The sequence below is a fragment of the Microbulbifer sp. ABF4_107 genome (assembly GCF_056312215.1).
This window is the reverse complement of the sequence record NZ_CM149983.1, coordinates 956,613-976,988: the sequence shown is the minus strand read 5'-3', so window position 1 is coordinate 976,988 and position 20,376 is coordinate 956,613. Positions and strand designations below refer to the sequence as shown.

Here is a 20,376-nt window from a genome sequence, read left to right as displayed (position 1 = left end):
CGCAGGCGCTGCTGCCAACCGGCAACAGCGCCCCAGAGGAGTTATTGGCGAGCGAATCGGCCTGGGAAGTGAATCTCACCGCTAGAGGTACGCAACGGGTTGATATCCAACCCTCCACGCCGGGTATAGCGCGCGCACACGGTCAGCTGCTGGAAGTCTGCCAACTGCTGTAGATCGCAGTATATGCGTTCTACACAGTGCTCATGGAAATCCTGGTGCTCCCGGAACGAGATGATGTAGGCGAGCAACGCCTCTTGATCCAGTGCTGGCCCGGCGTATTCGATACTCACCGTCGCCCAGTCTGGCTGCCCGGTAACCGGACAGTTACTTCTCAGTAAATGGCTGTACAAGGTTTCCTTCACCGATTCACCAACGCCCGCCAATTTCAGCAGTTTCGCATCCGGCTGATACTGTCGGGCTTCGATATTCAGGTGATCGACGCAGGTCCCCTGGGGCTTGTGCACCGCAAGTTCCGGACTCTCCACGTCATAAAGCGTCACCGCAACATCGCTGCCGGCGGCGGCGCTCAGATCTTGCTCCAGTACTTCGCGCACAGCGCCCCGGGACTCGAACTCACTCTGGTTGAATGAATTCAGATACAGCTTGAACGACTTGGACTCGATCATGAACGGACTGGACGCGGCGAAGCGAAACCGGGCCACCGCAACCTGAGGCACACCCTTCGGGTTCAGCCAGGAAAGCTCGAAGCCCCACCACTCGTCGGCACCACTGAACGGCAGAGCGTCACCATCCAGCCCCAACTGCGCGCGAGACACCGCTCTGGGTATGGGGTGCAGGAGATTAGGGTTGTACTTGGCTTCATAGGTGGTTTCCTGCCCCAGCGGCAGGTTTTGCCAATCTTCTCGGTTCATGTTTCTCGATCCAACATTGCTCGTTTGCAAGCGAGCGAACACTCAATACTTCAATTAGTGACGCAGGCGCTTACCGTGGCTCATCAAGTATAGTGCCCACGCAGACAGGGCCGCGATAAACGCCAGCACTCCGGCAAACGCCCACCCCACGTTGATGTCCGACACACCCAGCACACCGTAGCGAAAAGCGTTCACCATATACAAAATGGGGTTCAGCTTTGACAGCGCCTGCCAGAAAGGTGACAACAGCTCGATGGAATAGAACACTCCGCCCAGGTAGGTTAAAGGTGTCAGCACGAACGTCGGGATGATCGAGATATCATCAAAACTGTTGGCGAAAATCGCATTGATAAAACCGGCAAGTGCGAACAACACCGAAGTCAGGAACACGATCAGGACGGTAATGCCGATATGCTGGACCTTGAGTGAAGTAAACACCAGTGCGATCAGGGTTACGATGAGACCGACAATCAGGCCCCGCGCCACGCCGCCAAGCACATACCCGGCCATAATCACCCAGTTGGGTGTGGGCGATACCAGAAGCTCTTCGACACTGCGCTGAAACTTGGCACTGTAAAACGAAGACACCACATTGCCATAGGAGTTGGTAATCACCGCCATCATGATCAGGCCAGGCACCACAAACTCCATATAGGAATATCCGCCCATCTCACCGATACGCTTGCCGATCAGCGAACCGAAAATCACAAAATACAGGGACATGGTGATTACCGGAGGCACCAGGGTCTGCGGCCAGATGCGGGTAAAGCGGCGCACCTCACGACGGAAAATTGTAGAAAAGGCCGTCCAGATTAATTGCGGGCTCATTACTTGACCTCCTTTTCAGCCGCCGACTGCTGATTTTCTGCCAGCAGAGAGACAAACAGTTCTTCCAGCCGGTTGGCACGATTCCGCATACTGGTGACCGCAATATTCTGCGCGCTCAGCTGCACAAACAGATCACTCAGGGACTGCCCCTTTTCGATAGTCACTTCCAGACTGTGTTCATCCAGCACACGCCCCGCAAAGCCACCAAAGTCAGGTGGACTTATCAGGCTCTCGCGGGTATCCAGAATAAACACTTCGCGACTCAGGGTTTTAAGCAGGGACTTGATGGAGGTGTTTTCGACGATATCGCCCTTGTCGATGATGGCGATATTGCGGCACAGGCTTTCGGCCTCTTCCAGGTAGTGGGTGGTGAGAATAATGGTGGTGCCCTGCGCGTTGATTTCCTGCAGGAATTCCCACATGGAGCGGCGCAATTCGATATCCACGCCAGCGGTAGGCTCATCCAGGATCAGCAACCTGGGCTCATGCAGCAGTGCGCGCGCAATCATCAGGCGGCGCTTCATGCCGCCGGAGAGCATCCGCGCCTGGGTGCTGCGCTTGTCCCACAGCCCCAGCTTGCGCAGGTATTTTTCCGTACGCTCTTCGGCCAGCTTGCGTGGCATACCGTAGAAGCCGCCCTGGGTGCAGACAATGTCGAACACCTTTTCAAACTGACTGAAATTGAACTCCTGTGGCACCACACCGAGCATCTGCTTGGCGGCCGGGAAGTTCTCGTCAATGTCGATACCGAAGATGGAAACCTTGCCACCGGTCTTGCGCACCAGAGAGCAGAGAATACCGATGGTGGTGGACTTGCCCGCGCCGTTGGGGCCAAGCAAGGCAAAGAAATCACCAGGCTGCACATCGAAGCTGATGCCTTTCAGCGCTTCGAAGCCATTGTCGTAGGTCTTCTGGAGGTCGCGAATGGAAAGTGCGGCAGTCATAGATAGTACTGAATCTGAAAAAGGTAGGCGCTATTCAACGCCCGCAGCGACAACATTTCAACCGCGGGGAAGCAACCGAAAAGCATTGAAGAAAAAACTCGCCGAAAAACAGGCAAAAAAAAGCCGCTCGTTGAGCGGCTTTTAAGATTGGAGCGGGAAACCGGGTTCGAACCGGCGACCTCAACCTTGGCAAGGTTGCGCTCTACCAACTGAGCTATTCCCGCAATCCTGTGGTAAAGCTGCCTTGGCAACTTCACAGCATTGGCATCCCCAAGGGGAGTCGAACCCCTGTTACCGCCGTGAAAGGGCGGTGTCCTAGGCCTCTAGACGATGGGGACAGAAACTTTCTGTCGTGCCACCAAATTAATAATTTGGCGGCACCCTTGCGGTGCATGTATGCACCACCGCCGGCTTGCCGGCGCGAGCGGAGAAAAACCAGCAGAATCACATTCTTCGCCAGCTTTTCCTTCGCGACGTGTTGTTACAAAACGCGGATGTTTTGTAACAACACGTAGGAAATTGGAGCGGGAAACCGGGTTCGAACCGGCGACCTCAACCTTGGCAAGGTTGCGCTCTACCAACTGAGCTATTCCCGCGTGGCATCCCCAAGGGGAGTCGAACCCCTGTTACCGCCGTGAAAGGGCGGTGTCCTAGGCCTCTAGACGATGGGGACCCAGAAGCTTCTTTCGGTGCCGCTGTTTCGGTGAAGAAAGATCAGCAGTGCCTCAGAAGTGGTGCGCATTCTATGGACGGGCCGGGGGGCTGTCAACACCCGATTGAAAACTTTTTTACAAATTTTTCCTTTCCATACAGGCACTTACATAACCTGTGCACAAAACCCGCAGAAATGGCCAGCCGGATTGGCCAACTATTACTGCGCCACCTGGGCACCATCGGTCACCCGTTCCTTCAGGTGCCGCATAAAGGTACGAATCGAGTCCGCGTTACTGCCCAGATCCCGGCTGCCGGTTCGCGAGGCTGAACGCATATCCACTCGAGTGGTGGCCGGTGCTGCGGCAGCGGCAGCGTCTTTACCATTGCTGCCCCCGTTTGACGCGCCCTTCCCCTCCCCCGCTTGAGTATCGCCTTGTACTCCCTCAGGCCGGATACGCACCACCACATCCTGAGTGATGCCCAGTATCGGTGTCCGCACCACGGCTTCCAGCTGTCCCTTCCCTGCCTGGACCGCAATGATACGCCACCCCAGGTCGCGGGCGACCCGCTCCGCCTGAGAAATGACTTCAGAGGGCGGGGCGGTCAAGACCAGGGGCTGGATATCCGCATAGGATGGTGTTTTGCTCTGCACCTCGGCCGCGGTGTTCCCCGGGTAGTCGGGACTGTGGTCCCCCTTCCTGCGCAACGACAACAGCAGGTCGAACTGGGGCGGGTCTTTCAGGTCGGTGGTAATGTCGTACAGTGCTGGCGCACTCAGGTTCTGCTGCCCCACCGCAAACAGGGGAAGCGCCACAGGAATCACGCCCATAAGCATGGCCCAGAGGGCCGCCGTTCTCGCTTCGGAGTGACGCTGGATCAGGCCCCAGAGGAAAACCAGCATTGATAACAGTGCCAGCGCCACCATGGCGAGCCCCAGACTCGCAAACACCGAGAATGAGGTATCCAGGTGAAGCACGCCCACCCGCACCGCCACCACAGTGAGCGCTATCAGGGTCAGCAGTAGCCACTGGAATCGGTACAGCCAGCGGCTCCAATGGCGCGGACGACCGGATCGCAGCATGTTCGAACTCCCCTATAGGGCCCGGTGCTACCCGCTATTCGGGTTTCTCGTCCGGGTTCAGTTTTACCGACAGTGAATTAACACAATAGCGCAAGCCGGTCTCTGTAGGGCCGTCCGGAAAGACATGCCCGAGGTGGCAACCGCAGCTGGCACAGACGATTTCCGTACGCTGCATACCGAGGCTGCTGTCCACGCGCTCTTCCACCACACCCTGCTCCGCTTCGGCATCGAAACTCGGCCAGCCACAGCCGGCGTCGAATTTGGACTCCGCGCGGAACAATAGCTCGCCGCAGCAACGGCAGTGGTACTTTCCATCCTCAAAGGTATCCCAGTACTCACCGCTAAATGGACGCTCAGTCCCGGCTTCCCGGCAAACGTGAAATTCTTCCGGGGTCAGGTGTTCGCGCCAGTAGTTATCATCTTTTTCTTTTGCCATACTGTGACTCCTTTTTTGCCTGATAAGTCAGTACCCAGCGGCATTACCCTGCCCGGCAAAACGCTTTGCGGCAGCACCCCTATATCCAGGTGCCCACCCTTCGTCCGGCCGGTTACCCGCCTAGATGTAGCACAGCCTACTAGGTCCGAGCGTTTGGTAGAAACGATTTTGCCTGCCCGATCGTCCTCCCGAGACCATCTGGTTGACTGACACAAACCCTTTTTAGAAGAAGCCCACACAAAGAACACAGCAATGAAGGATATTCACAAGTCGGAAAAACTCCACGGGGTCTGTTACGAAATTCGCGGACCGGTCATGGAACAGGCATCACGCTTGGAAGAAGAAGGCCACCGGGTCATGAAGCTGAACATCGGCAACCCGGCCCCGTTTGGCTTCGACGCGCCAGATGAAATCCTCCAGGATGTGATCTACAACCTGTCCCAGGCGCAGGGCTATGTGGAATCCAAAGGGCTGTTTGCAGCGCGCAAGGCCATCATGCACGAGTGCCAGAATCTCGGTGTCCCCAACGTCGACATCGATGATATTTACCTGGGCAATGGCGTTTCCGAGCTGATCTCCATGTCCACCCAGGCACTGCTGAACAACGGCGATGAAATGCTGTTGCCGATGCCCAACTACCCACTGTGGATGGCCGCCACCAACCTGACCGGAGCCAAGGCAGTGCTGTACCGCTGCGACGAACAGGCGGACTGGCTGCCGGATATTGATGACATCAAATCCAAGATCACCCCGCGCACCCGCGGCATCGTGGTGATCAACCCCAACAACCCAACCGGTGCTGTCTATCCGCGCGAGCTGCTGGAACAGATCGTGGAAGTAGCGCGCCAGCACAATCTGGTCATTTTTGCCGACGAAATTTACAGCAAGATCCTGTATGACGACGCCGAGTTTATTCCCATGGGGTCACTCGCCGATGACGTGCTTTGCCTGAGTTTCAACGGACTTTCCAAGTCCTACCGCCTGGCCGGGTTTCGCTCTGGCTGGATGATCGTAAGCGGTGCCAAGCAGCGCGCGCGCGGGTTTATCGAGGGCATGGATATACTGTCGTCCATGCGCCTGTGCGGCAATGTTCCGGCGATGTTCGCCGTACAGACTGCACTCGGTGGATACCAGAGTATTAAGGATCTGGTACTGCCCGGCGGCCGCCTGCGCCAGCAGCGGGACCTAGCCTGGCGCATGCTGAACGATATCCCTGGGGTAAGCTGCGTAAAACCGCAGGGTGCAATTTACATGTTCCCCAAGATCGATCTGGACCGCCACAAGATTGAAAACGATGAACGCTTCGTGCTCGACTTCCTGCGCCAGGAAAAAATCCTTCTGGTACAGGGCAGTGCGTTTCACTGGGACGCACCGGATCACCTGCGGATTGTGTTCCTGCCCCGCGCAGATGACCTGTCCCACGCGGTGAGCCGACTGGGCGACTTCCTCGAGCGCTACACCCGCTAATTGGCGCAAACAGAACTACTGTAAACTTGAGCCTATGCTGGACGATCTGCACATTCACGACTTTTACCGCGATGCGGGGAGAACACTGCTGGCTCTGTTCCAGCAGTTTCCCGCTCCGGCCACCATCTATGTAGAAGATATTTCCGGACCGGATACGCCCGATGAATTCGGCCTGCACTCGCCCCGGCACCTGGCCTGCCTGGGCGCCATGACCTGGCTGAAAGAGTGTGGCTATATCAACTTCACCCAGCTGGTGCGCCAGGAAGCGATCGAAGATGCCACCCTGTCCCACCGCAGCTTTTTGCTGCTGGTGAGTAGGGGGGACGATGGGTTGAGTAATGCGGAGAAACTGGACCAGGTGGTGCGCAGTGGTTCTTCTCCCCAACTCGAAGGACTGGTCGTTGAGCTGATGCGCTCGCTCTAAGCTTTCCCCACGTTTGTTATTTACCCCCGTCTGAACTTTACATGCAGCATTTTCAACGCCGCATCGGGGTCGCTATCGGGAAAATCCGGGCTTTGTGGAAGGCGTGCCACCACAGAGTAGCCGGGATTCGCCGCCTCAATTAAATCCCTGAAATACTGTTCGCTGTGGGCGGGCGAATTCAGCACCAACAGCAAATCCGCTTCGTCCGCGAGACACCCTGGCAACAATTCCAGCTGGCGCGGATAGTTTTCCGCCGCATCGAAACTGCCACGCTGGCGCGTGGGTGGATCCACGACAACCAACTGGAAAGGTCCACGGCGGTCGTAGCGCCTGAAATCCCGCAGTGCGTCCATCGCCAGAAAGCGAATACCCTTGCTCGCCAGATTGTTGATCTGGTGATTGGCCTGTCCCCGTTTCAATACACCCTTATTCAGGTCCACGTTCAGCACTTCCAGCTCGCCTGCCGCCCGGGCCACCACAGAAAACGCACAGGTAAACGAAAACAGGTTCAACAGCTTCAGGTTTCCTACCTTGCCGGATTTTTCCTGCACCTGTTGCTCCAACCACTGGCGGCCAGGCTCGATATCCAGAAAAAAGCCCACATTCTGGTGATCAAAGGTCAGCGGGAACTTCAGATCACCGCGGTACGCTACCGGTGCATCCACGGGCTCACCGCAGTGCCACTCAATCGGAGACCTGCGCACGTAGCGCCGCTGCACCGCCACCCCGGAGTACCCGGCTGGTTCCACCAGAGACCACAAGGCCTCAGCCAGCGCATCTTCCCCTTCGTGCTCATCGAACAGGGTCACCAGTATGGCGGGGTAGTAGCTATCCACACATACGCGTTCGAGTCCCGGGTAACAGTTGCCACGGCCATGAAACAAGCGGCGGCTGTCGGTCGTTTTACCCGGGTCCGATGCCGTCAGTTTGCTGCGCACTTCCTGCAGCAGAGATTCCCAATTCAAGATATCAATCACTCACGGTTGAATTTGCGGGCGCTTCGCCACTGCCATCGCCAGATAGCGGGTAAAGAATTTCGTCGCGGTAGCCAGTCACAATACGCACAAAGCCACTCCAGGCCTCATCCAGTTGCGGGTCGCCACTATCGATTAACAGCGGGCGGCCGCCCAGTTCGGTTATTTTGGTTTTGGTGGCGATCACCATCAGATTGTCGCGACCCACCGCCTTCAGCACGGACGGATTCAGCTGCTGGTTACCGCGGCCAATCAGATGCCCCTGGCCGCCGATAGCGGTGAGGATAATTTTTACCGGGCGCTCATGGTCGCTTTCGCGGTGCCGGGTTATCGCGTCATTGATCTGCGGCGCATTGACGTCGGCGGCGAGCAGTGCGCCTTTCCGCCAGAGGTCCACCCCCAGCAGGGTTCCTTCTATGGTTCCATCACCGCCGAGCTCGCCCAGCACCGCGAGGGTGGTGGAACCGGGGCCGAAAACATAGAGGGTATCGGGATCCAGCTCGTCCATTTCTTCCACGATTTGCGCGGCGATATCCGCAACTGCAAGCTCCTCTACTTCGCGCCCGGCATTTTTTACCGCCTGCAGAAAATGGCCTTCTTCCGGCACCAGAAGCTCACCGTAGTAACGGGTGCTTACCCTGCCCTCGCGGAAAGACTTTTCATCAATATCCCGCACCTCGTGCTGATGCAGGTCCACCAGCTCACCGGCCATCAACCGGCGCAACACTTCGCCGCCGGCGCGGGGAGAAATGGCAAAACAGGCGGAATGCATTTTGACGCCGGCGGGAATCCCCAGCACAGGGAAGGCATCGCCAAGGGCATTGACCATATTGCGCGCCGTACCATCGCCACCAGCAAATACAATCAGGTCTGCACCGGCTTCTCGAATCGCCGTTGCTGCGCGCTCAGTATCTTCGGGCGTTGAGCGATCACCCGCAGCCTCGCCGACCACTTCGACATTGAACCCGAGCCCGGTCGCGAGCTGCTCTCCCATATCACCGGCGAAGGTGACAATTTGCAGCGCATTATTGAATGGCTGAAGCGCCGCGAGCGCAATGGCAGCGCGCTTGTGCGCTTGGGGTTCAATACCGGCGGCGAGTGCGCGCGCCACGGTCTCGGCGCCGTCACTGCCCTTCAGACCTGCGGGACCGCCGACACCCGCCCAGGGGTTGATAATGAGTCCGAGTTTTTTCAGTTTCACTTGAGCCCCAGAATGGCCAGTTGATTGCGTGTGACGTCGTCAAGATTGGGCGCTTGCGCCAGCTGGTAGTGGGAAAACTCCAGGCGCTTCGGGTACTGCTTGCGCAGCTGATCAAACGCGCTCTGTATGGGCTCACCACCACTATCGGCTTCATTTGCCGCAGCGCGCAGGCGGGCGTCGTCTTCCCGCGGGTCATACATGGAGAGCAGCAGCTCGCGGATCGCGGTGAATCCCGATTGCTCCGTGGCAAGCGGGGTCGTATCCGCTTGCGATGACTCAGTGGCAGTCACACCCGGCAAACCCAGCGCACGGTCGAGCGCTTCACGCACCATACGCGTGCCGGCCAGTTTGCCATCGTGACTGTAGCCGGCGATATGCGGGCTGCCCAGGTCGACGGAATCCAGTAGACCCAGACTGATATCCGGCTCGTTTTCCCATACATCCAGAACCGTGGTGAATTTCTGCTCACGCTCGCGCAGTGTCAGCAGGGCTCGGTTGTCAATTACGGCACCGCGGCCGGCGCTGATCAGTACGGAGCCTGGGCGAATACTTTCCAGTGCCTGGCCATCCAGCATATGCAGGCTGGGATGCGGCCCGCCTTTCACCAGCGGTGCATGCTGGCAGATCACGTCCTGTTGCAGCACCGTATCGAGGCTTGCGCTATCCGGATTGTCGGTTTTCCAAGGATCATAAATTTTGCAGGATATACCCAGTGCATGCAGCTTGCGCTGCAGGGAGCCGCCGACATTGCCGCACCCGATAATACCGAAGCTGCGCGCGCGCCAGTCAATATCCAGCGCTGCCAGAGCACAGAACACATACTCCACAACAGAGTTGGCGTTACAACCGGGCGCCGCACTCCAGGCAATACCCTGAGCCTCCAGCCACCCGATATCCAGATGATCGGTGCCGATGGTACAACTGCCGACAAATTGCACCGGCGTGTTCGTGAGCAACGCTTCATTCACTTCCGTGACGGAACGTACCAGCAGAACATCCGCACTTGCCAACTGCTCCCGGCTTACGGTGCGGCCGGGGACGCGGGTAATAGTGCCCAGATCGCCAAACCAGCGATCCAGGCCGGGAATATTTTCGTCGGCGACGATATTCAGAAGCGGCACAACGGGGGAACTATTCATACAGAGGGACAATTCCGTTTTAAATCAGGAGGGTTCAGGTAGCTGCGTGTTCGGCACTCAATGTACGATTGATCTTGCTCGCGAGTCCGGCAATGCCAAACTCTTCTGCCAGCGCAATCGCAAGATCTGGCTCAATGCCCGCGCAGCTTAAATCAGGGACTGTCAACCTGAGCGGCACATCGTAAGCCAGTTGCGCCAGTTTCAGGGACATCGTAATCTGCTCACGGTGATCGTCGATTTTTCTCGCGAGGCTGGCAGCGCCGCGAATTTTCAGCGTCGCGATCTGCTCGGAATTCGCGATCAATTCATCCACCGAGTCGAATGCGCCTAACAATTGCGATGCGGTCTTGGCGCCAATACCGGGCACACCGGGAATATCGTCGATACTGTCGCCGACCAGTGCCAGGTAATCGGCAATCTGCGACGGGCGCACACCAAATTTCTTTTCGATTTCGCCGTGAGCGATGAAATCATCCGCAGCAAAATCCCACAGGCTGGCAGCGCCGCGGTCCAGTAGTTGGCCGAGATCCTTGTCGCGGGTGACAACCACCGGCGCCTCCCCCGCCTCCGCACAGATCCGGGTCAAGGTCGCCAGGATATCGTCCGCCTCATAGCGATCGCTGGCAAAGCTGGCAATCCCCAGCGCCTCGGCCATTTCCCGGCAGGCAGCCAGCTGGAAAGCCAGTGCCTCATCCGGCAGTACCCGGCTGCATTTGTAGTCTGGATAGATCTCGTTGCGAAAGCAGCTGCCCAGAGACTCGTCAAACGCGCAGGCTATGCCATCCGGTCGGCGGGCCAGCAGGTCGAGGAGAAAATTGGTGAATCCGTAGACCGCCTCGGTGGTGTAGCCGGAGCGACTTTCCCAATTGGGGGGCAACGCGAAGTAGTAGCGGAAGATGTAGACCGAGGCATCTACCAGATAGATCTGCTTCACCCGAGATCCTCCAGGCGATAGTCCCGGGACTGAAAGGGGTCGGGCTGGCGAAAGGCCACCGCTAAAGACAGTGCAAACTGACGCGCCCGCGAATTCACCCCCTCCGTACAGTTCCGTTGCACCTGCTGCCAGATGGCCCGCTTGAAGGCATCACTGGGGCCGAGGCCCGCGTCGAGGTTGTCCGCACTGACCCGAAAGCCCAGACCGCAGGCCCTGGAAAATATCCACTCCAGAGCCTGAGGTTTGACTTCCACCCGCTCGAATTCCGCCTGCTGTACCTCGTTGCGTCCGTCCGGGGCATACCAGTAGCCGTAATCCGGCTGCTGGCGTCGCATCTCACCGGCCACACACCAGTGGGCGGCCTCGTGCAGGGCGCTGGCCGGGTAGTCGAACGTGAATTCCACCCGGTGGCATCCGCCGACGGTAGTCGCCGGGCGGTAAAAAGGCTCGGAGTGGCCTCCCACCAGGCGGGTATTAAGGGCTTGCCGGGCGGAAAAACAGCTATCGAAGACGGTGACTATTCGTTCAGTCACAGAATCTTCGCGCACAGGGACTTTCCCGCCCCTGGCGGGGTCAGAATGGTACGGAACTTGCTCTTCTTCTAAAGCTGTCGCTGTATTCGGCAAAACGTGTTGTCACTGTCGGTGGTGGGCAACAGGCAGTGTGCCCGGTTGGCGCGGACTATATCAGCGAGAATGGGGGGATCAAGGTCGGAAGGCTTTGATACCGCCTTTCTCTCATATGGCGAATACATGGCTATCACACGGGCGCCGAATACGGAGTCCGCGACTGCACCCTACCCATTCACGCAAAAAGGAGGCATTTAGAGGCAAAGAACCCTGCTCCGCTGGTTGTATTTCTGCGGATCAGAATATACCTTTGAATATAGGGATACCGGAAACCTGCTGCTGCTCAATGCCATCATTCACGAGCGCCTTGGGTGGTTGTTTTCGGTTGCGGTACCGGCTTCCCAGGGAGGCAAAAAAGTTGCTCCCGGAGTCTGGATTTGGCGATGGCCAGCAGGCCTTCGCACAGTATCCCTACGCCGGTTGCTTCTTTAGGGGACTGAAGCTGCTCTTTCAGGGCCCTCACAAAAAGTAGTACAAGACCTTCCGCCCTATTACCGGCCCTGCAAGGAGGTGCTCTATGACCGACCACAGTACTAACAACGTGGTTGACCTCTTCACCGGCAAGCCTATCGAAACTTCAGAGAATCTGCGGTTTATCCGTCTGTCTCCGGAGCTGGATGGCTTGGAAATGCTCTACTCCAACAGTTCCAGTGGAACGGATCTCTACAGTCTGAAAATCCTTTGCTGGGGGCTTCGTGCCAACGGTGAGGTGGTCGGGCTGGTTCCCTGGTTGAACTCCATCGTCGCCTGTCCGGATATTCAGGATCCCCTGGATGGACGGTTTGAAGGCTATTACGACTCTGGCATCGAGGAAATTTTCCACGAGCCGCCCATCCATAAGATCGTCGAGCTGGAGACTGCGGCGGAATACTTCGAGTACGAAAGCAATCAAGCAGATGAAGTGGTTCAGGAGATCCCCGATACCATTGGCACTCATGCGGTGTTTATGGATGCGGATAAGGAGAATCTGACCCTTACTGAAGTCGTAAGCTGGCGTCTATTTGCCAGTGGTGAGATCCACGGCATGCTGATTGATCACAATAGTGTGGAGACTACGCCTGTACTCCCCGGGGACGATTGTCTGTACCCCGCTCAGGAGTCGGAGTGTTTCCGTTACTTCTTCCAACACCACATCGCCAACAAGATCAAATCTGAGGACCCGGAGGCCCTGGCTGCGATCGCGGCGCTTGTCACTTCGCCCTAACTTACTTCCCTCTCTTACATGTAAAACAAGGGCGGCCAGTGGTCGCCCTTGTTATTTCTGGATTCTTTCGTTCTATTGTGGCGGCCAATCACCGGGTATAGGTTTTCAAAATCGCAGCGAGTACGTCCCTGTATGTTCCGGCGGTGCCGTCCATGGCACCGACGGTTTTGAAAACCTATACCCGGTGCTCGGCCTTCGCTTCTGGCATCTGTGGGTCAGTCGGCCTTTTTGATCCAATAAACAAACTCGTCATTCTCCTCGGCGTGCTTAACAAGCTCATAACCCAAAAACTGGCAGAACTTGGGCACATCCCGCTGGGTGGAGGGGTCGGTGGCGAACATCTGCAGCACTTCGCCGGCGGCGACGTTGCGCACGGCGGTGTGGAGCATCATGACGGGTTCCGGGCACAGGAGGCCGCGGGCATCGAGGGTATGGTGTGACTTCATCGGGCTATTGTCGGGGATTTGCACGGGCGCGTCATCTGGTATGGTAGGACCGATTGGTTTCGGTTTGGCGGTCTTGGTTGGTGGGTCTAGGTTTGAAGAGCGACCACCGGCGCCCAAGGCTAAACTGCGTACACCGAGACCACCAATCCAGAGCTAGCAGGATTCAAACGCAAAATGATTTACGTATTGATTGAGCGAGAAATCGCGGAAGACCTGGAAACCACCTACGAAGACGCGGCCCGCAAGCTGCTGACCAATGCCTACCAGACCACCGGGTTTGTGGACGGGCACACCTACACCGAGCTGGGCAATCCGCTGCGCCGCTTTACGCTCTCCCGCTGGAAATCGGTGCTGCACTGGCAGCAATGGTACGACAGTGAGGAACGGCGGGATCAGATGGCCCAGCTGTCACCCATGATGGCCAGTGAGGAAAGAATTACGATCCTTGAGGACGCAGCCATTGGCGTATCTGGTGGTGTACCTGGTCAGCAGCCGTCTGCCAGTGTTGTCTCTGGGTAAAGCCGCTGGCTTTGCGTGGCTTGAAGTCGTGATCGCCATCTTCGAGCCAGTGCAGCTGAATACCTGATCCCAACGGGTATTCGGTTACTTCTTCCCGACATCCGAGCTTGTCCCGGGTGCCCTGGATAATCAGCGTGGGGCAAGTCATCCGTGCCAGGTGCTCGGTGCGCAGCTTGTCCGGTTTGCCCGAGGGGTGGAACGGGTAGCCCAGGCACACAGTGCCAGCAACCGCACCGCGGCCGACATTCTCCTGAGCCAGCATACTCGCCACGCGTCCGCCCATGGATTTGCCACCGATAGTCAGCCGCACACCTGGAAATTCCGATTCCGCTCGATCGATCTGTTCCTGAAACGATGCCAGCAGAACGTCCATCTTGTTCGGGGGGCGCCGCTTGCCGGTTTGCCGGCGCTCCGCCATATAGGGAAACTCGAAACGAATGACACCTATCTCCCGCTCCGACAGTAACTCGGCCATGACTTGCATGAAATCACTGTCCATGGGCGCGCCGGCGCCGTGGGCGAACAGGAACCAGGCGATGGGATCGCCATCGGGGCGATTAATCAGCCAATTCACAGGCACAGCCATCAGTAATCCCCGTCTTTGGGAATATCTTCCGCGAGAACCAGATTGATGGATTCTTCCCCGGGCTCAAACCAGATCACCACGGTTTTGTTGTCCAGCTGGCGACGCAGGTTGGCGACCTTGTCGGTGAGACTCACTTCCCGCTCGCCGTAATCGGTGCCGTCGCGGGTGGCGTATTCCTCCAGCAGGTTTTGCAGGGTTTCCGGGTCCAATTGCTTGTAGGGAATGATCATGAAGTGCGATTCAATAAATGCGTAAATTTGGATTGGCTATTCAATAACGAAAAATGCCCCGAGCGTTCGGGCTCGAGGCATTTTACCGTCTGAATCAGTGCAAAGGCATTCGCCCTGCAGATCAGGACTTGGGCTTGCGGAACCGCAGGGTCATACGGTCACTTTCGCCGATGGCCTGATACTTCTCCTTGTCTTCATCACCCAGCGCCAGAGACGGCGGCAGGGTCCAGACGCCTTTCGGATGTACTGCTGTGTCTTTGGGGTTTGCATTCACCTCGCTGGCTTCTTCCAGTACGAACCCGGCCTTGGTAGCCAGCTCAACCACGTAATCCTGGGTCATGTAGCCGCTGGTTTTCATGGCATCGCGCTCGGTGCCGACCTTGGCCCGGTGCTCGACCACACCCAGAACGCCACCGGGTTTGAGGGCCTTGTAAAAGGACTTGAAGGCCGCTGCTTCGTTGTCGCCGCGCATCCAGTTGTGCACATTGCGGAAGGTCAGAACTGCGTCGGCAGTACCTGCAGGGGCGATTTCAGTGTCTTTGCCCGGTGCAAATTCGGTCAGTACGATTTTGCCGTGAGTTTCTTTCTCGTCCGCCAGCCACTTTTCGAAGCTTTCGCGGGAGCGTTTGAAGTAGCCCACATCGGTGTCTTTGGGGAAGTGCGCCGCGTACAGCTTGCCCTCATCGCTCAGTAGCGGGGACAGAATCTCCGTGTACCAACCACCGCCCGGCCAGATTTCCACCACGGTCATATCGGGTTTGATCTGGAAGAATTCGAGGGTTTCCGCGGGATGACGGTGCTGGTCGCGCTGGGTGTACTTCTCCGTGCGCTTGTCGTTGGCGACGGCGTCTTTGATGGGATCGGCCTGTACGGTACCTGCGATGGTCATGGCACAGGCCATACCGGCGAGCCAGTGAGTCAGTTTCATCAAGAATCTCCCAAGTGATTCAGGTGGTTGGAATTATTTTCTGCACTCACGGATTCAACACGTTGGCCGACGCCATGTAAAGGCTACTGAGTGGCATTCTCGGCTAGTTGAGGCCTATTCACGTTTTTTCCCCACCGAGGCTCTCACTGGCTACAATTCACCACATTGTTATCTGTGCCAGGAAGGATGCCCCTATGCAACAGCACCTCGTCATTTCGATCATCAGCGACGATAAACCCGGTGTGGTGGAGATGCTCTCCGCTGCGGTAGCGGAGAACGGTGGCAACTGGGAAGACAGCCGAATGGCGCATTTTGCCGGCAAGTTCGCGGGTATTCTGCGCGTTAGCGTGACGGCGGAGGATAGTGCCCGCCTGCGGGAGGCGCTGCAGAACCTGGCGGGGAACGATTTCAAACTGCAGATTGAGGATGCGCTGGCTGTGGCGGCGGATAGTCGTCAGACGTTGCAGTTGAAGCTGGTGGGCAATGATCGACCGGGGATTGTGAAGGAGATTTCCCGGGCGCTGGCGGCCCGCAAGATCAATGTGGAGACGCTGGATACCCGTTACGGAAGTACGCCGTGGAGTGGTGAGCCGCTGTTCTCTGCAGAATGCACGATCAGCGTGGCCGAGGATGTGAGTATCGATGGCCTGCACGATGAGCTCGACGAGATCGCCGATGAGCTGGGCGTCGAGATAGACTGCGAAGAGACGTCCTCCGCGTTATAATCCGCGCCTTTCAGCTCCATGGCCGTGTAACGTCTTGGCTTTTGGGGCTCAGAATTAGTCACGAGGCGGTCCCGCTACCGGGTATTGCCTTGTGAGACACGAGCTAGGCGCCCCCCCGGTAACCCATCCATGGGGGCTCAGCAAAAACATCCTTTTTTGACAAAGCCGTACCCGGATTTGGACGCCGCAGGCGCCCGAAGGGTGAGGGCCTCGGCCCGAATCAACGTCTCACAAGGCAATACCCGGTAGCGGCACCTACGGCGAACCACCTGAAGACAAACCCTTCTGTACTCGCCAGTCATTCGTTCAGTGTCTGCATACATGTTCAAAATCGTCCTCTACCAACCAGAAATTGCCCCGAACACCGGCAATATCATCCGCCTGTGCGCCAATACCGGCGCGGAGCTGCACCTGATCGAGCCCCTGGGGTTTGCGATGGATGACAAGCGCCTGCGCCGTGCGGGGCTGGATTACGCGGAGTACAGCCGTGTAGTGCGTCACCGTGATTGGGAGGCGTTTGTGGAGGCGGAGCAGCCGAAGCGGGTGTTGGCGCTTTCCACCAAGGGCAGTAAGCCACACTCGGATGTGGTGTTTGAGGCGGATGATGCGATTGTGTTCGGGCCGGAGACGCGGGGTTTGCCGGCGGAGTTTCTGGCGATGACGGGGCCGGAGAATACGCTGCGGATTCCCATGTGTGCCAACAGCCGCAGTATCAATCTGTCCAACGCGGCAGCCATCGTTATTTATGAGGCCTGGCGTCAGCTGGGCTATGTGAACGCTCAGTAAATCATGCAAACAACAGACACTTCCCTGGCCCCGATCGGGCTGTTTTACGGTTCCAGCACTTGTTACACGGAGATGGCTGCGGAGAAGATTCGCGAGCGACTCGGTGAGGCGTGGATCGATCTGCACAATGTGGCGACGGACGATGTGGCGCTAATGCAGGACTACGATTTTCTGATCCTTGGTATCCCGACCTGGGACTATGGTGAGCTGCAGGAAGATTGGGAGAATTGCTGGGATCAGCTGGCGGAACTGGATCTGAGCGGCAAGAAAGTGGCCTGCTACGGGCTTGGCGATCAGGAAGGTTACCCGCAGTGGTATCAGGATGCGCTGGGTTATCTGCATGCGCAGGTGGTGGCGGTTGGGGCCAAGGCGGTGGGTTACTGGTCTGCGGACGGCTACGAGTTTGAAGAGTCCAAGGGGCTGACGCCGGATGGCAGTCAGTTTGTGGGGCTGGCGCTGGATGAAGAGAACGAGTTTGATCGCAGCGACGAACGCCTGGATCAGTGGTGCGCGCAGGTTATGCGCGAATTTGGCCTTGCGGATTAAGGTAACGCCCGGTACATGAGCGACCACCTCCCCCCCGACAACCAAGTCGACAGGCAGCCCGGCGAGCAGCCGCAAGTTCCTTCACAAGAACAAAGCTCTGTTCGCCACGCGCAGCTGGAGTGGCGTGACAACGGCCAGCCGGTTTCCAGCGCTTTTGACGATATCTATTTTTCCACCGCTTCCGGGCTGGAAGAAACCCGCCACGTTTTTCTCACACAGAACCACTTGCCCGAACGCTGGGCGGCGCTTGCGGAAAATTCTGTATTTACCATTGGTGAAACCGGCTTCGGGACCGGGCTGAATTTCCTCGCGGCGTGGCAGCTCTGGCAGAGTGCCGCCCCGACCTCCGCGCACCTGCACTTTGTCAGTGTGGAGAAGTTTCCCCTGCACCCCCAGGACCTGGCGCGGGCGCTGGCAATGTGGCCGGAGCTCGAAGCACTGAGTGCGCAATTGATTGCGAATTACCCGGTGTATCTCGCGCCCGGCGTGCACCGGATCAATTTTCCGGGCAATGTGCATTTGACGCTGGTGATCGGTGAAGCCAGTGATGGTTTCGAATCCCTTGCTCTGGAAGATCCTCAGCGAGACCGGCAGATCGATGCCTGGTTTCTGGATGGTTTTGCGCCGTCGAAGAATCCGGATATGTGGAGTGAGGCACTGTTCAGGTCCATCGCAGCCTTGAGTGCACCGGCCGCGACCTTTGCCACTTTTACCTGTGCAGGGGTTGTGAAACGCGGGCTCAAATCCGTGGGCTTTGCCCTGGAAAAAGTGCCGGGGTTTGGGCGCAAGCGGGAAATGTTGCGCGGGCAGTTTGCCCCTGAGCAGGAAAACGGCAACGAGCAAACTTTTTCCGCCACCCCCTGGCACCTGCCGCCCTCTTCCATTGAAAAACCAAATACCATCGCGGTAGTCGGTGCCGGTATCGCCGGTGCCGCTACCGCACAGGCACTGGCGGTACGGGGCTATAAAGTCACGGTTTTCGAGGAAGGTGCTCAACCTGGCAGCGGGGCCTCGGGAAACGATCAGGGTATCCTGTACGCAAAGCTCTCCCCCAAACCCGGCCCCAACGGGGATTTCAATCTGCAGGCACTGCAGTTTGCCCAGCGCTTTTACCCGAACACCTGCCCGCAGGCAGCGCACTTTGACGGCCTGTTGCAACTGGCGCAAACAGATAAAGAACGGCAGTTGCAGCAGCAGATTTGCGAGCAGCTGGATTTGTATTCGGATCTGGAGAGCAACAGCCTGCTGGCGCAGCCGGTGACCGCAGAGCGGGCCGCTGAACTCGCTGGCGTAGCACTGGATTATCCGGGCCTGTATTTTCCAAACGCGGGCTGGCTACAACCCAGGCAGGTCTGTAGCAGCTTACTGCAGCACGACAATATTCACGCCCGGTTCAATACCCGGGTCACCGAGGCTCGATACCTGGAAGATCAATGGCATTTGCAACTGGACCGCGAAAAACCGACGCAATGCTTTGATGCACTGATTCTGTGTGCCGCCAACTTCAATCGCCAGTTCCCGCAAACCGCCCCCCTGCCCCTGCAACCAATCCGCGGCCAGGTCTCTTTTGCCCAGGCAACCGCAGCTACAGAAAAGCTGAAGATTGCCCTGTGCGGCGAAGGCTATATCGCACCGGCAACGGATGCCGGCGATAAGGACATGGACGGGCCAAAGGCCTCGCAGCACAGCTTCGGCGCCACCTTTAAACTCAAGCAAATGGAAACGGAAATTCGCGAAGAGGAGCACCGGGAAAACCTGGAAACCCTCGGCACCCTGCTTCCAGAATTTAAAAAAGAGTTTGCAGACCAACCTCTTCAGGGCCGCGCCGCACTGCGCGCCGCTACACTGGACTACCTGCCTATGGCAGGACCCGTTGCACAGTGGGATGCGCTGGAAAGCACTTACAGTGCACTCAGAAAAAATCGTAAGCAACGGATCTCTCAGCGCACGCCTTACCAGCACAACCTGTATGTGCTCGCCGGCCTGGGTTCGCGGGGCTTTACCTATGCACCGCTGGCCGCAGAGGTACTGGCCGCTTGGATCAATAACGAGGTGATGCCGGTTTCAGAAGATCTGGTGAAGGCACTGCACCCAATGCGATTTGCGATTCGCGCATTGGGTAAAAACCGGGACATTTAAGCTTTTTCTTCCAGCTTGGGCTGCGCCAGCAATTGCCCACTGCCCGAACCGCAGGCGACGATGGATTTCATCGCCGCCTCCACGGTAACGTGAGGCAGAATCTCCACGCACTCCGGTGGCAGGTGATAAACAAAACCGGAGGTCGGCACAGGTGCAGTGGGTACGTATACCGTGAAATGGCCATCGGCGTGGGTGGATGTGACAATCGCAGTCACCGACAGCGGATTGTCCGCACCGTGAATCCGCGCTCGCGCTACCGGCCCGGACAGTACACCCTCGGTACCACCGCCACCGATAAACTGCAGCACCAGTTCCTTGATGGTGTTATAGCCCGGCGCCAACTTGCCCAGCCAGTGGTCCAGGTGCTTGTGTACCCAGCGCCCCACACTGGTTTTCACCAGCAGGCCGATCACAAAACAGATGCCCAGGATCAGCGCTATGACGATCAGGCGGGCAAAGTTATCCTTTAATTCGGTATGCGCCTGCATCCATTCGGTCGCCGGCGCCACCAGCTCGCTGATCTGGCCGAATAGCCACTGGAACAGCAAAATAAAAATAGCGATGGGCAGTACAACCGCCAGGCCACCTAACAGGGTCAGGGTGATAAATGTTTTAATTCTGGTCATCTTGGTTTCTAGCAAACACTGCATTGATCGTTAAGGAACACCGGCGCTTCGCCGGCGA

General features: G+C 57.6%; 24 protein-coding genes and 4 tRNA genes. 9 read left to right on the top strand and 19 right to left on the bottom strand.

Annotated elements, in window-relative coordinates:
* Window positions 1-41: 41 nt before the first annotated feature.
* The 3 genes from queF to ACYX4K_RS03990 are packed head-to-tail and all read right to left on the bottom strand — an operon-like array spanning window position 42 to window position 2,644.
* Window positions 42-872: an NADPH-dependent 7-cyano-7-deazaguanine reductase QueF gene (gene queF, locus ACYX4K_RS04000; protein WP_475093400.1), complete on the bottom strand. Its 831-nt coding sequence runs from the start codon at window positions 870-872 to the stop codon at window positions 42-44.
* A gap of 54 nt (window positions 873-926) precedes the next feature.
* Window positions 927-1,700: an ABC transporter permease gene (locus tag ACYX4K_RS03995; protein WP_475093401.1), complete on the bottom strand. Its 774-nt coding sequence runs from the start codon at window positions 1,698-1,700 to the stop codon at window positions 927-929.
* Window positions 1,700-2,644, bottom strand: a complete 945-nt coding sequence (locus tag ACYX4K_RS03990; protein WP_475093402.1) for an ABC transporter ATP-binding protein — start codon at window positions 2,642-2,644, stop codon at window positions 1,700-1,702. The genes ACYX4K_RS03995 and ACYX4K_RS03990 overlap by 1 nt, the downstream gene beginning before the upstream one ends.
* Here ACYX4K_RS03990 and ACYX4K_RS03985 point away from each other — a divergent pair.
* Window positions 2,625-2,789: a hypothetical protein gene (locus ACYX4K_RS03985; RefSeq protein ID WP_475093403.1), complete on the top strand. Its 165-nt coding sequence runs from the start codon at window positions 2,625-2,627 to the stop codon at window positions 2,787-2,789. The genes ACYX4K_RS03990 and ACYX4K_RS03985 overlap by 20 nt on opposite strands.
* Window positions 2,790-2,792: 3 nt before the next feature.
* On the opposite strand, the gene ACYX4K_RS03980 is transcribed toward ACYX4K_RS03985, so the two are convergent.
* The 6 genes from ACYX4K_RS03980 to msrB all read right to left on the bottom strand — a co-directional run bounded on the left by ACYX4K_RS03980 (window position 2,793) and on the right by msrB (window position 4,815).
* A tRNA-Gly gene (locus ACYX4K_RS03980) sits at window positions 2,793-2,868 on the bottom strand.
* A gap of 38 nt (window positions 2,869-2,906) precedes the next feature.
* Window positions 2,907-2,982: transfer RNA gene (locus ACYX4K_RS03975), tRNA-Glu, on the bottom strand.
* Between the two features lie 182 nt (window positions 2,983-3,164).
* Window positions 3,165-3,240: transfer RNA gene (locus tag ACYX4K_RS03970), tRNA-Gly, on the bottom strand.
* 1 nt (window position 3,241) lies between these two features.
* Window positions 3,242-3,317 (bottom strand) — tRNA-Glu (locus tag ACYX4K_RS03965).
* Between the two features lie 198 nt (window positions 3,318-3,515).
* On the bottom strand, window positions 3,516-4,379 hold the full coding sequence (locus ACYX4K_RS03960; protein WP_475093404.1) for a DUF1499 domain-containing protein: 864 nt from the start codon (window positions 4,377-4,379) through the stop codon (window positions 3,516-3,518).
* 34 nt (window positions 4,380-4,413) lie between these two features.
* Window positions 4,414-4,815 carry a peptide-methionine (R)-S-oxide reductase MsrB gene (gene msrB, locus ACYX4K_RS03955; protein WP_475093405.1) on the bottom strand — a complete coding sequence of 134 codons (402 nt, stop codon included), beginning with the start codon at window positions 4,813-4,815 and terminating at the stop codon, window positions 4,414-4,416.
* Window positions 4,816-5,067: 252 nt separating this feature from the next.
* Here msrB and ACYX4K_RS03950 point away from each other — a divergent pair, with 252 nt between their 5' ends.
* Together ACYX4K_RS03950 and ACYX4K_RS03945 are read left to right on the top strand one after the other, a co-directional pair.
* The gene (locus ACYX4K_RS03950) at window positions 5,068-6,282 is read left to right on the top strand and encodes a pyridoxal phosphate-dependent aminotransferase (protein WP_475093406.1); all 1,215 of its coding nucleotides are present in this window, start codon (window positions 5,068-5,070) and stop codon (window positions 6,280-6,282) included.
* A gap of 34 nt (window positions 6,283-6,316) precedes the next feature.
* On the top strand, window positions 6,317-6,706 hold the full coding sequence (locus ACYX4K_RS03945) for a hypothetical protein (protein WP_475093407.1): 390 nt from the start codon (window positions 6,317-6,319) through the stop codon (window positions 6,704-6,706).
* Window positions 6,707-6,726: 20 nt separating this feature from the next.
* Here ACYX4K_RS03945 and ACYX4K_RS03940 read toward each other — a convergent pair whose 3' ends face one another.
* Genes ACYX4K_RS03940 through ACYX4K_RS03920 form a run of 5 tightly spaced genes read right to left on the bottom strand, consistent with a single transcriptional unit; the run spans window position 6,727 to window position 11,487 of the window.
* On the bottom strand, window positions 6,727-7,671 hold the full coding sequence (locus ACYX4K_RS03940; RefSeq protein WP_475093408.1) for a class I SAM-dependent methyltransferase: 945 nt from the start codon (window positions 7,669-7,671) through the stop codon (window positions 6,727-6,729).
* Between the two features lie 4 nt (window positions 7,672-7,675).
* On the bottom strand, window positions 7,676-8,881 hold the full coding sequence (locus ACYX4K_RS03935; RefSeq protein ID WP_475093409.1) for an ATP-NAD kinase family protein: 1,206 nt from the start codon (window positions 8,879-8,881) through the stop codon (window positions 7,676-7,678).
* Entirely contained in the window at window positions 8,878-10,020 is a 1,143-nt protein-coding gene (locus ACYX4K_RS03930; protein ID WP_475093410.1) for a 4-phosphoerythronate dehydrogenase, read from the bottom strand. Before ACYX4K_RS03930 ends, ACYX4K_RS03935 begins: the two co-directional genes overlap by 4 nt.
* 34 nt (window positions 10,021-10,054) lie before the next feature.
* On the bottom strand, window positions 10,055-10,954 hold the full coding sequence (locus tag ACYX4K_RS03925) for a 5'-3' exonuclease (protein WP_475093411.1): 900 nt from the start codon (window positions 10,952-10,954) through the stop codon (window positions 10,055-10,057).
* Window positions 10,951-11,487 (bottom strand): elongation factor P hydroxylase, encoded by a 537-nt coding sequence (locus tag ACYX4K_RS03920; RefSeq protein ID WP_475093412.1) that lies wholly within the window; start codon window positions 11,485-11,487, stop codon window positions 10,951-10,953. Before ACYX4K_RS03920 ends, ACYX4K_RS03925 begins: the two co-directional genes overlap by 4 nt.
* Window positions 11,488-12,100: 613 nt before the next feature.
* Between ACYX4K_RS03920 and ACYX4K_RS03915 the strand changes: the two genes are divergently transcribed.
* Entirely contained in the window at window positions 12,101-12,787 is a 687-nt protein-coding gene (locus tag ACYX4K_RS03915; RefSeq protein ID WP_043316907.1) for a hypothetical protein, read from the top strand.
* A gap of 215 nt (window positions 12,788-13,002) precedes the next feature.
* Here ACYX4K_RS03915 and tusA read toward each other — a convergent pair whose 3' ends face one another.
* Window positions 13,003-13,233 (bottom strand): sulfurtransferase TusA, encoded by a 231-nt coding sequence (tusA, locus tag ACYX4K_RS03910; protein WP_475093413.1) that lies wholly within the window; start codon window positions 13,231-13,233, stop codon window positions 13,003-13,005.
* A gap of 174 nt (window positions 13,234-13,407) precedes the next feature.
* Here tusA and ACYX4K_RS03905 point away from each other — a divergent pair, with 174 nt between their 5' ends.
* Window positions 13,408-13,752, top strand: coding sequence for an antibiotic biosynthesis monooxygenase family protein (locus tag ACYX4K_RS03905; protein ID WP_475093414.1), 345 nt, complete (start codon window positions 13,408-13,410; stop codon window positions 13,750-13,752).
* On the opposite strand, the gene ACYX4K_RS03900 is transcribed toward ACYX4K_RS03905, so the two are convergent.
* The 3 genes from ACYX4K_RS03900 to ACYX4K_RS03890 all read right to left on the bottom strand — a co-directional run bounded on the left by ACYX4K_RS03900 (window position 13,670) and on the right by ACYX4K_RS03890 (window position 15,496).
* On the bottom strand, window positions 13,670-14,338 hold the full coding sequence (locus tag ACYX4K_RS03900; RefSeq protein WP_475093415.1) for an alpha/beta family hydrolase: 669 nt from the start codon (window positions 14,336-14,338) through the stop codon (window positions 13,670-13,672). The two genes, ACYX4K_RS03905 and ACYX4K_RS03900, sit on opposite strands and share 83 nt — an antisense overlap.
* Window positions 14,338-14,568, bottom strand: a complete 231-nt coding sequence (locus tag ACYX4K_RS03895) for a YheU family protein (RefSeq protein ID WP_475093416.1) — start codon at window positions 14,566-14,568, stop codon at window positions 14,338-14,340. The genes ACYX4K_RS03900 and ACYX4K_RS03895 overlap by 1 nt, the downstream gene beginning before the upstream one ends.
* Before the next feature lie 121 nt (window positions 14,569-14,689).
* Window positions 14,690-15,496 (bottom strand): class I SAM-dependent methyltransferase, encoded by an 807-nt coding sequence (locus ACYX4K_RS03890; RefSeq protein ID WP_475093417.1) that lies wholly within the window; start codon window positions 15,494-15,496, stop codon window positions 14,690-14,692.
* Between the two features lie 194 nt (window positions 15,497-15,690).
* On the opposite strand from ACYX4K_RS03890, the gene ACYX4K_RS03885 reads away from it, so the two are divergent.
* The 4 genes from ACYX4K_RS03885 to mnmC all read left to right on the top strand — a co-directional run bounded on the left by ACYX4K_RS03885 (window position 15,691) and on the right by mnmC (window position 19,692).
* The gene (locus tag ACYX4K_RS03885; protein ID WP_475093418.1) at window positions 15,691-16,221 is read left to right on the top strand and encodes a glycine cleavage system transcriptional repressor; all 531 of its coding nucleotides are present in this window, start codon (window positions 15,691-15,693) and stop codon (window positions 16,219-16,221) included.
* A 321-nt stretch (window positions 16,222-16,542) separates the two neighbouring features.
* A complete protein-coding gene (trmL, locus tag ACYX4K_RS03880; RefSeq protein ID WP_475093419.1) occupies window positions 16,543-17,007 on the top strand; it encodes a tRNA (uridine(34)/cytosine(34)/5-carboxymethylaminomethyluridine(34)-2'-O)-methyltransferase TrmL in 465 nt (154 codons plus the stop codon).
* A 3-nt stretch (window positions 17,008-17,010) separates the two neighbouring features.
* Window positions 17,011-17,553, top strand: a complete 543-nt coding sequence (gene fldB / locus ACYX4K_RS03875) for a flavodoxin FldB (protein WP_475093420.1) — start codon at window positions 17,011-17,013, stop codon at window positions 17,551-17,553.
* 15 nt (window positions 17,554-17,568) lie between these two features.
* Entirely contained in the window at window positions 17,569-19,692 is a 2,124-nt protein-coding gene (gene mnmC / locus ACYX4K_RS03870; RefSeq protein ID WP_475093421.1) for a bifunctional tRNA (5-methylaminomethyl-2-thiouridine)(34)-methyltransferase MnmC2/FAD-dependent 5-carboxymethylaminomethyl-2-thiouridine(34) oxidoreductase MnmC1, read from the top strand.
* Here the strand turns inward: mnmC and ACYX4K_RS03865 are convergent.
* The gene (locus tag ACYX4K_RS03865) at window positions 19,689-20,318 is read right to left on the bottom strand and encodes a DUF502 domain-containing protein (RefSeq protein WP_475093422.1); all 630 of its coding nucleotides are present in this window, start codon (window positions 20,316-20,318) and stop codon (window positions 19,689-19,691) included. The genes mnmC and ACYX4K_RS03865 overlap by 4 nt on opposite strands.
* Window positions 20,319-20,376: the final 58 nt, after the last annotated feature.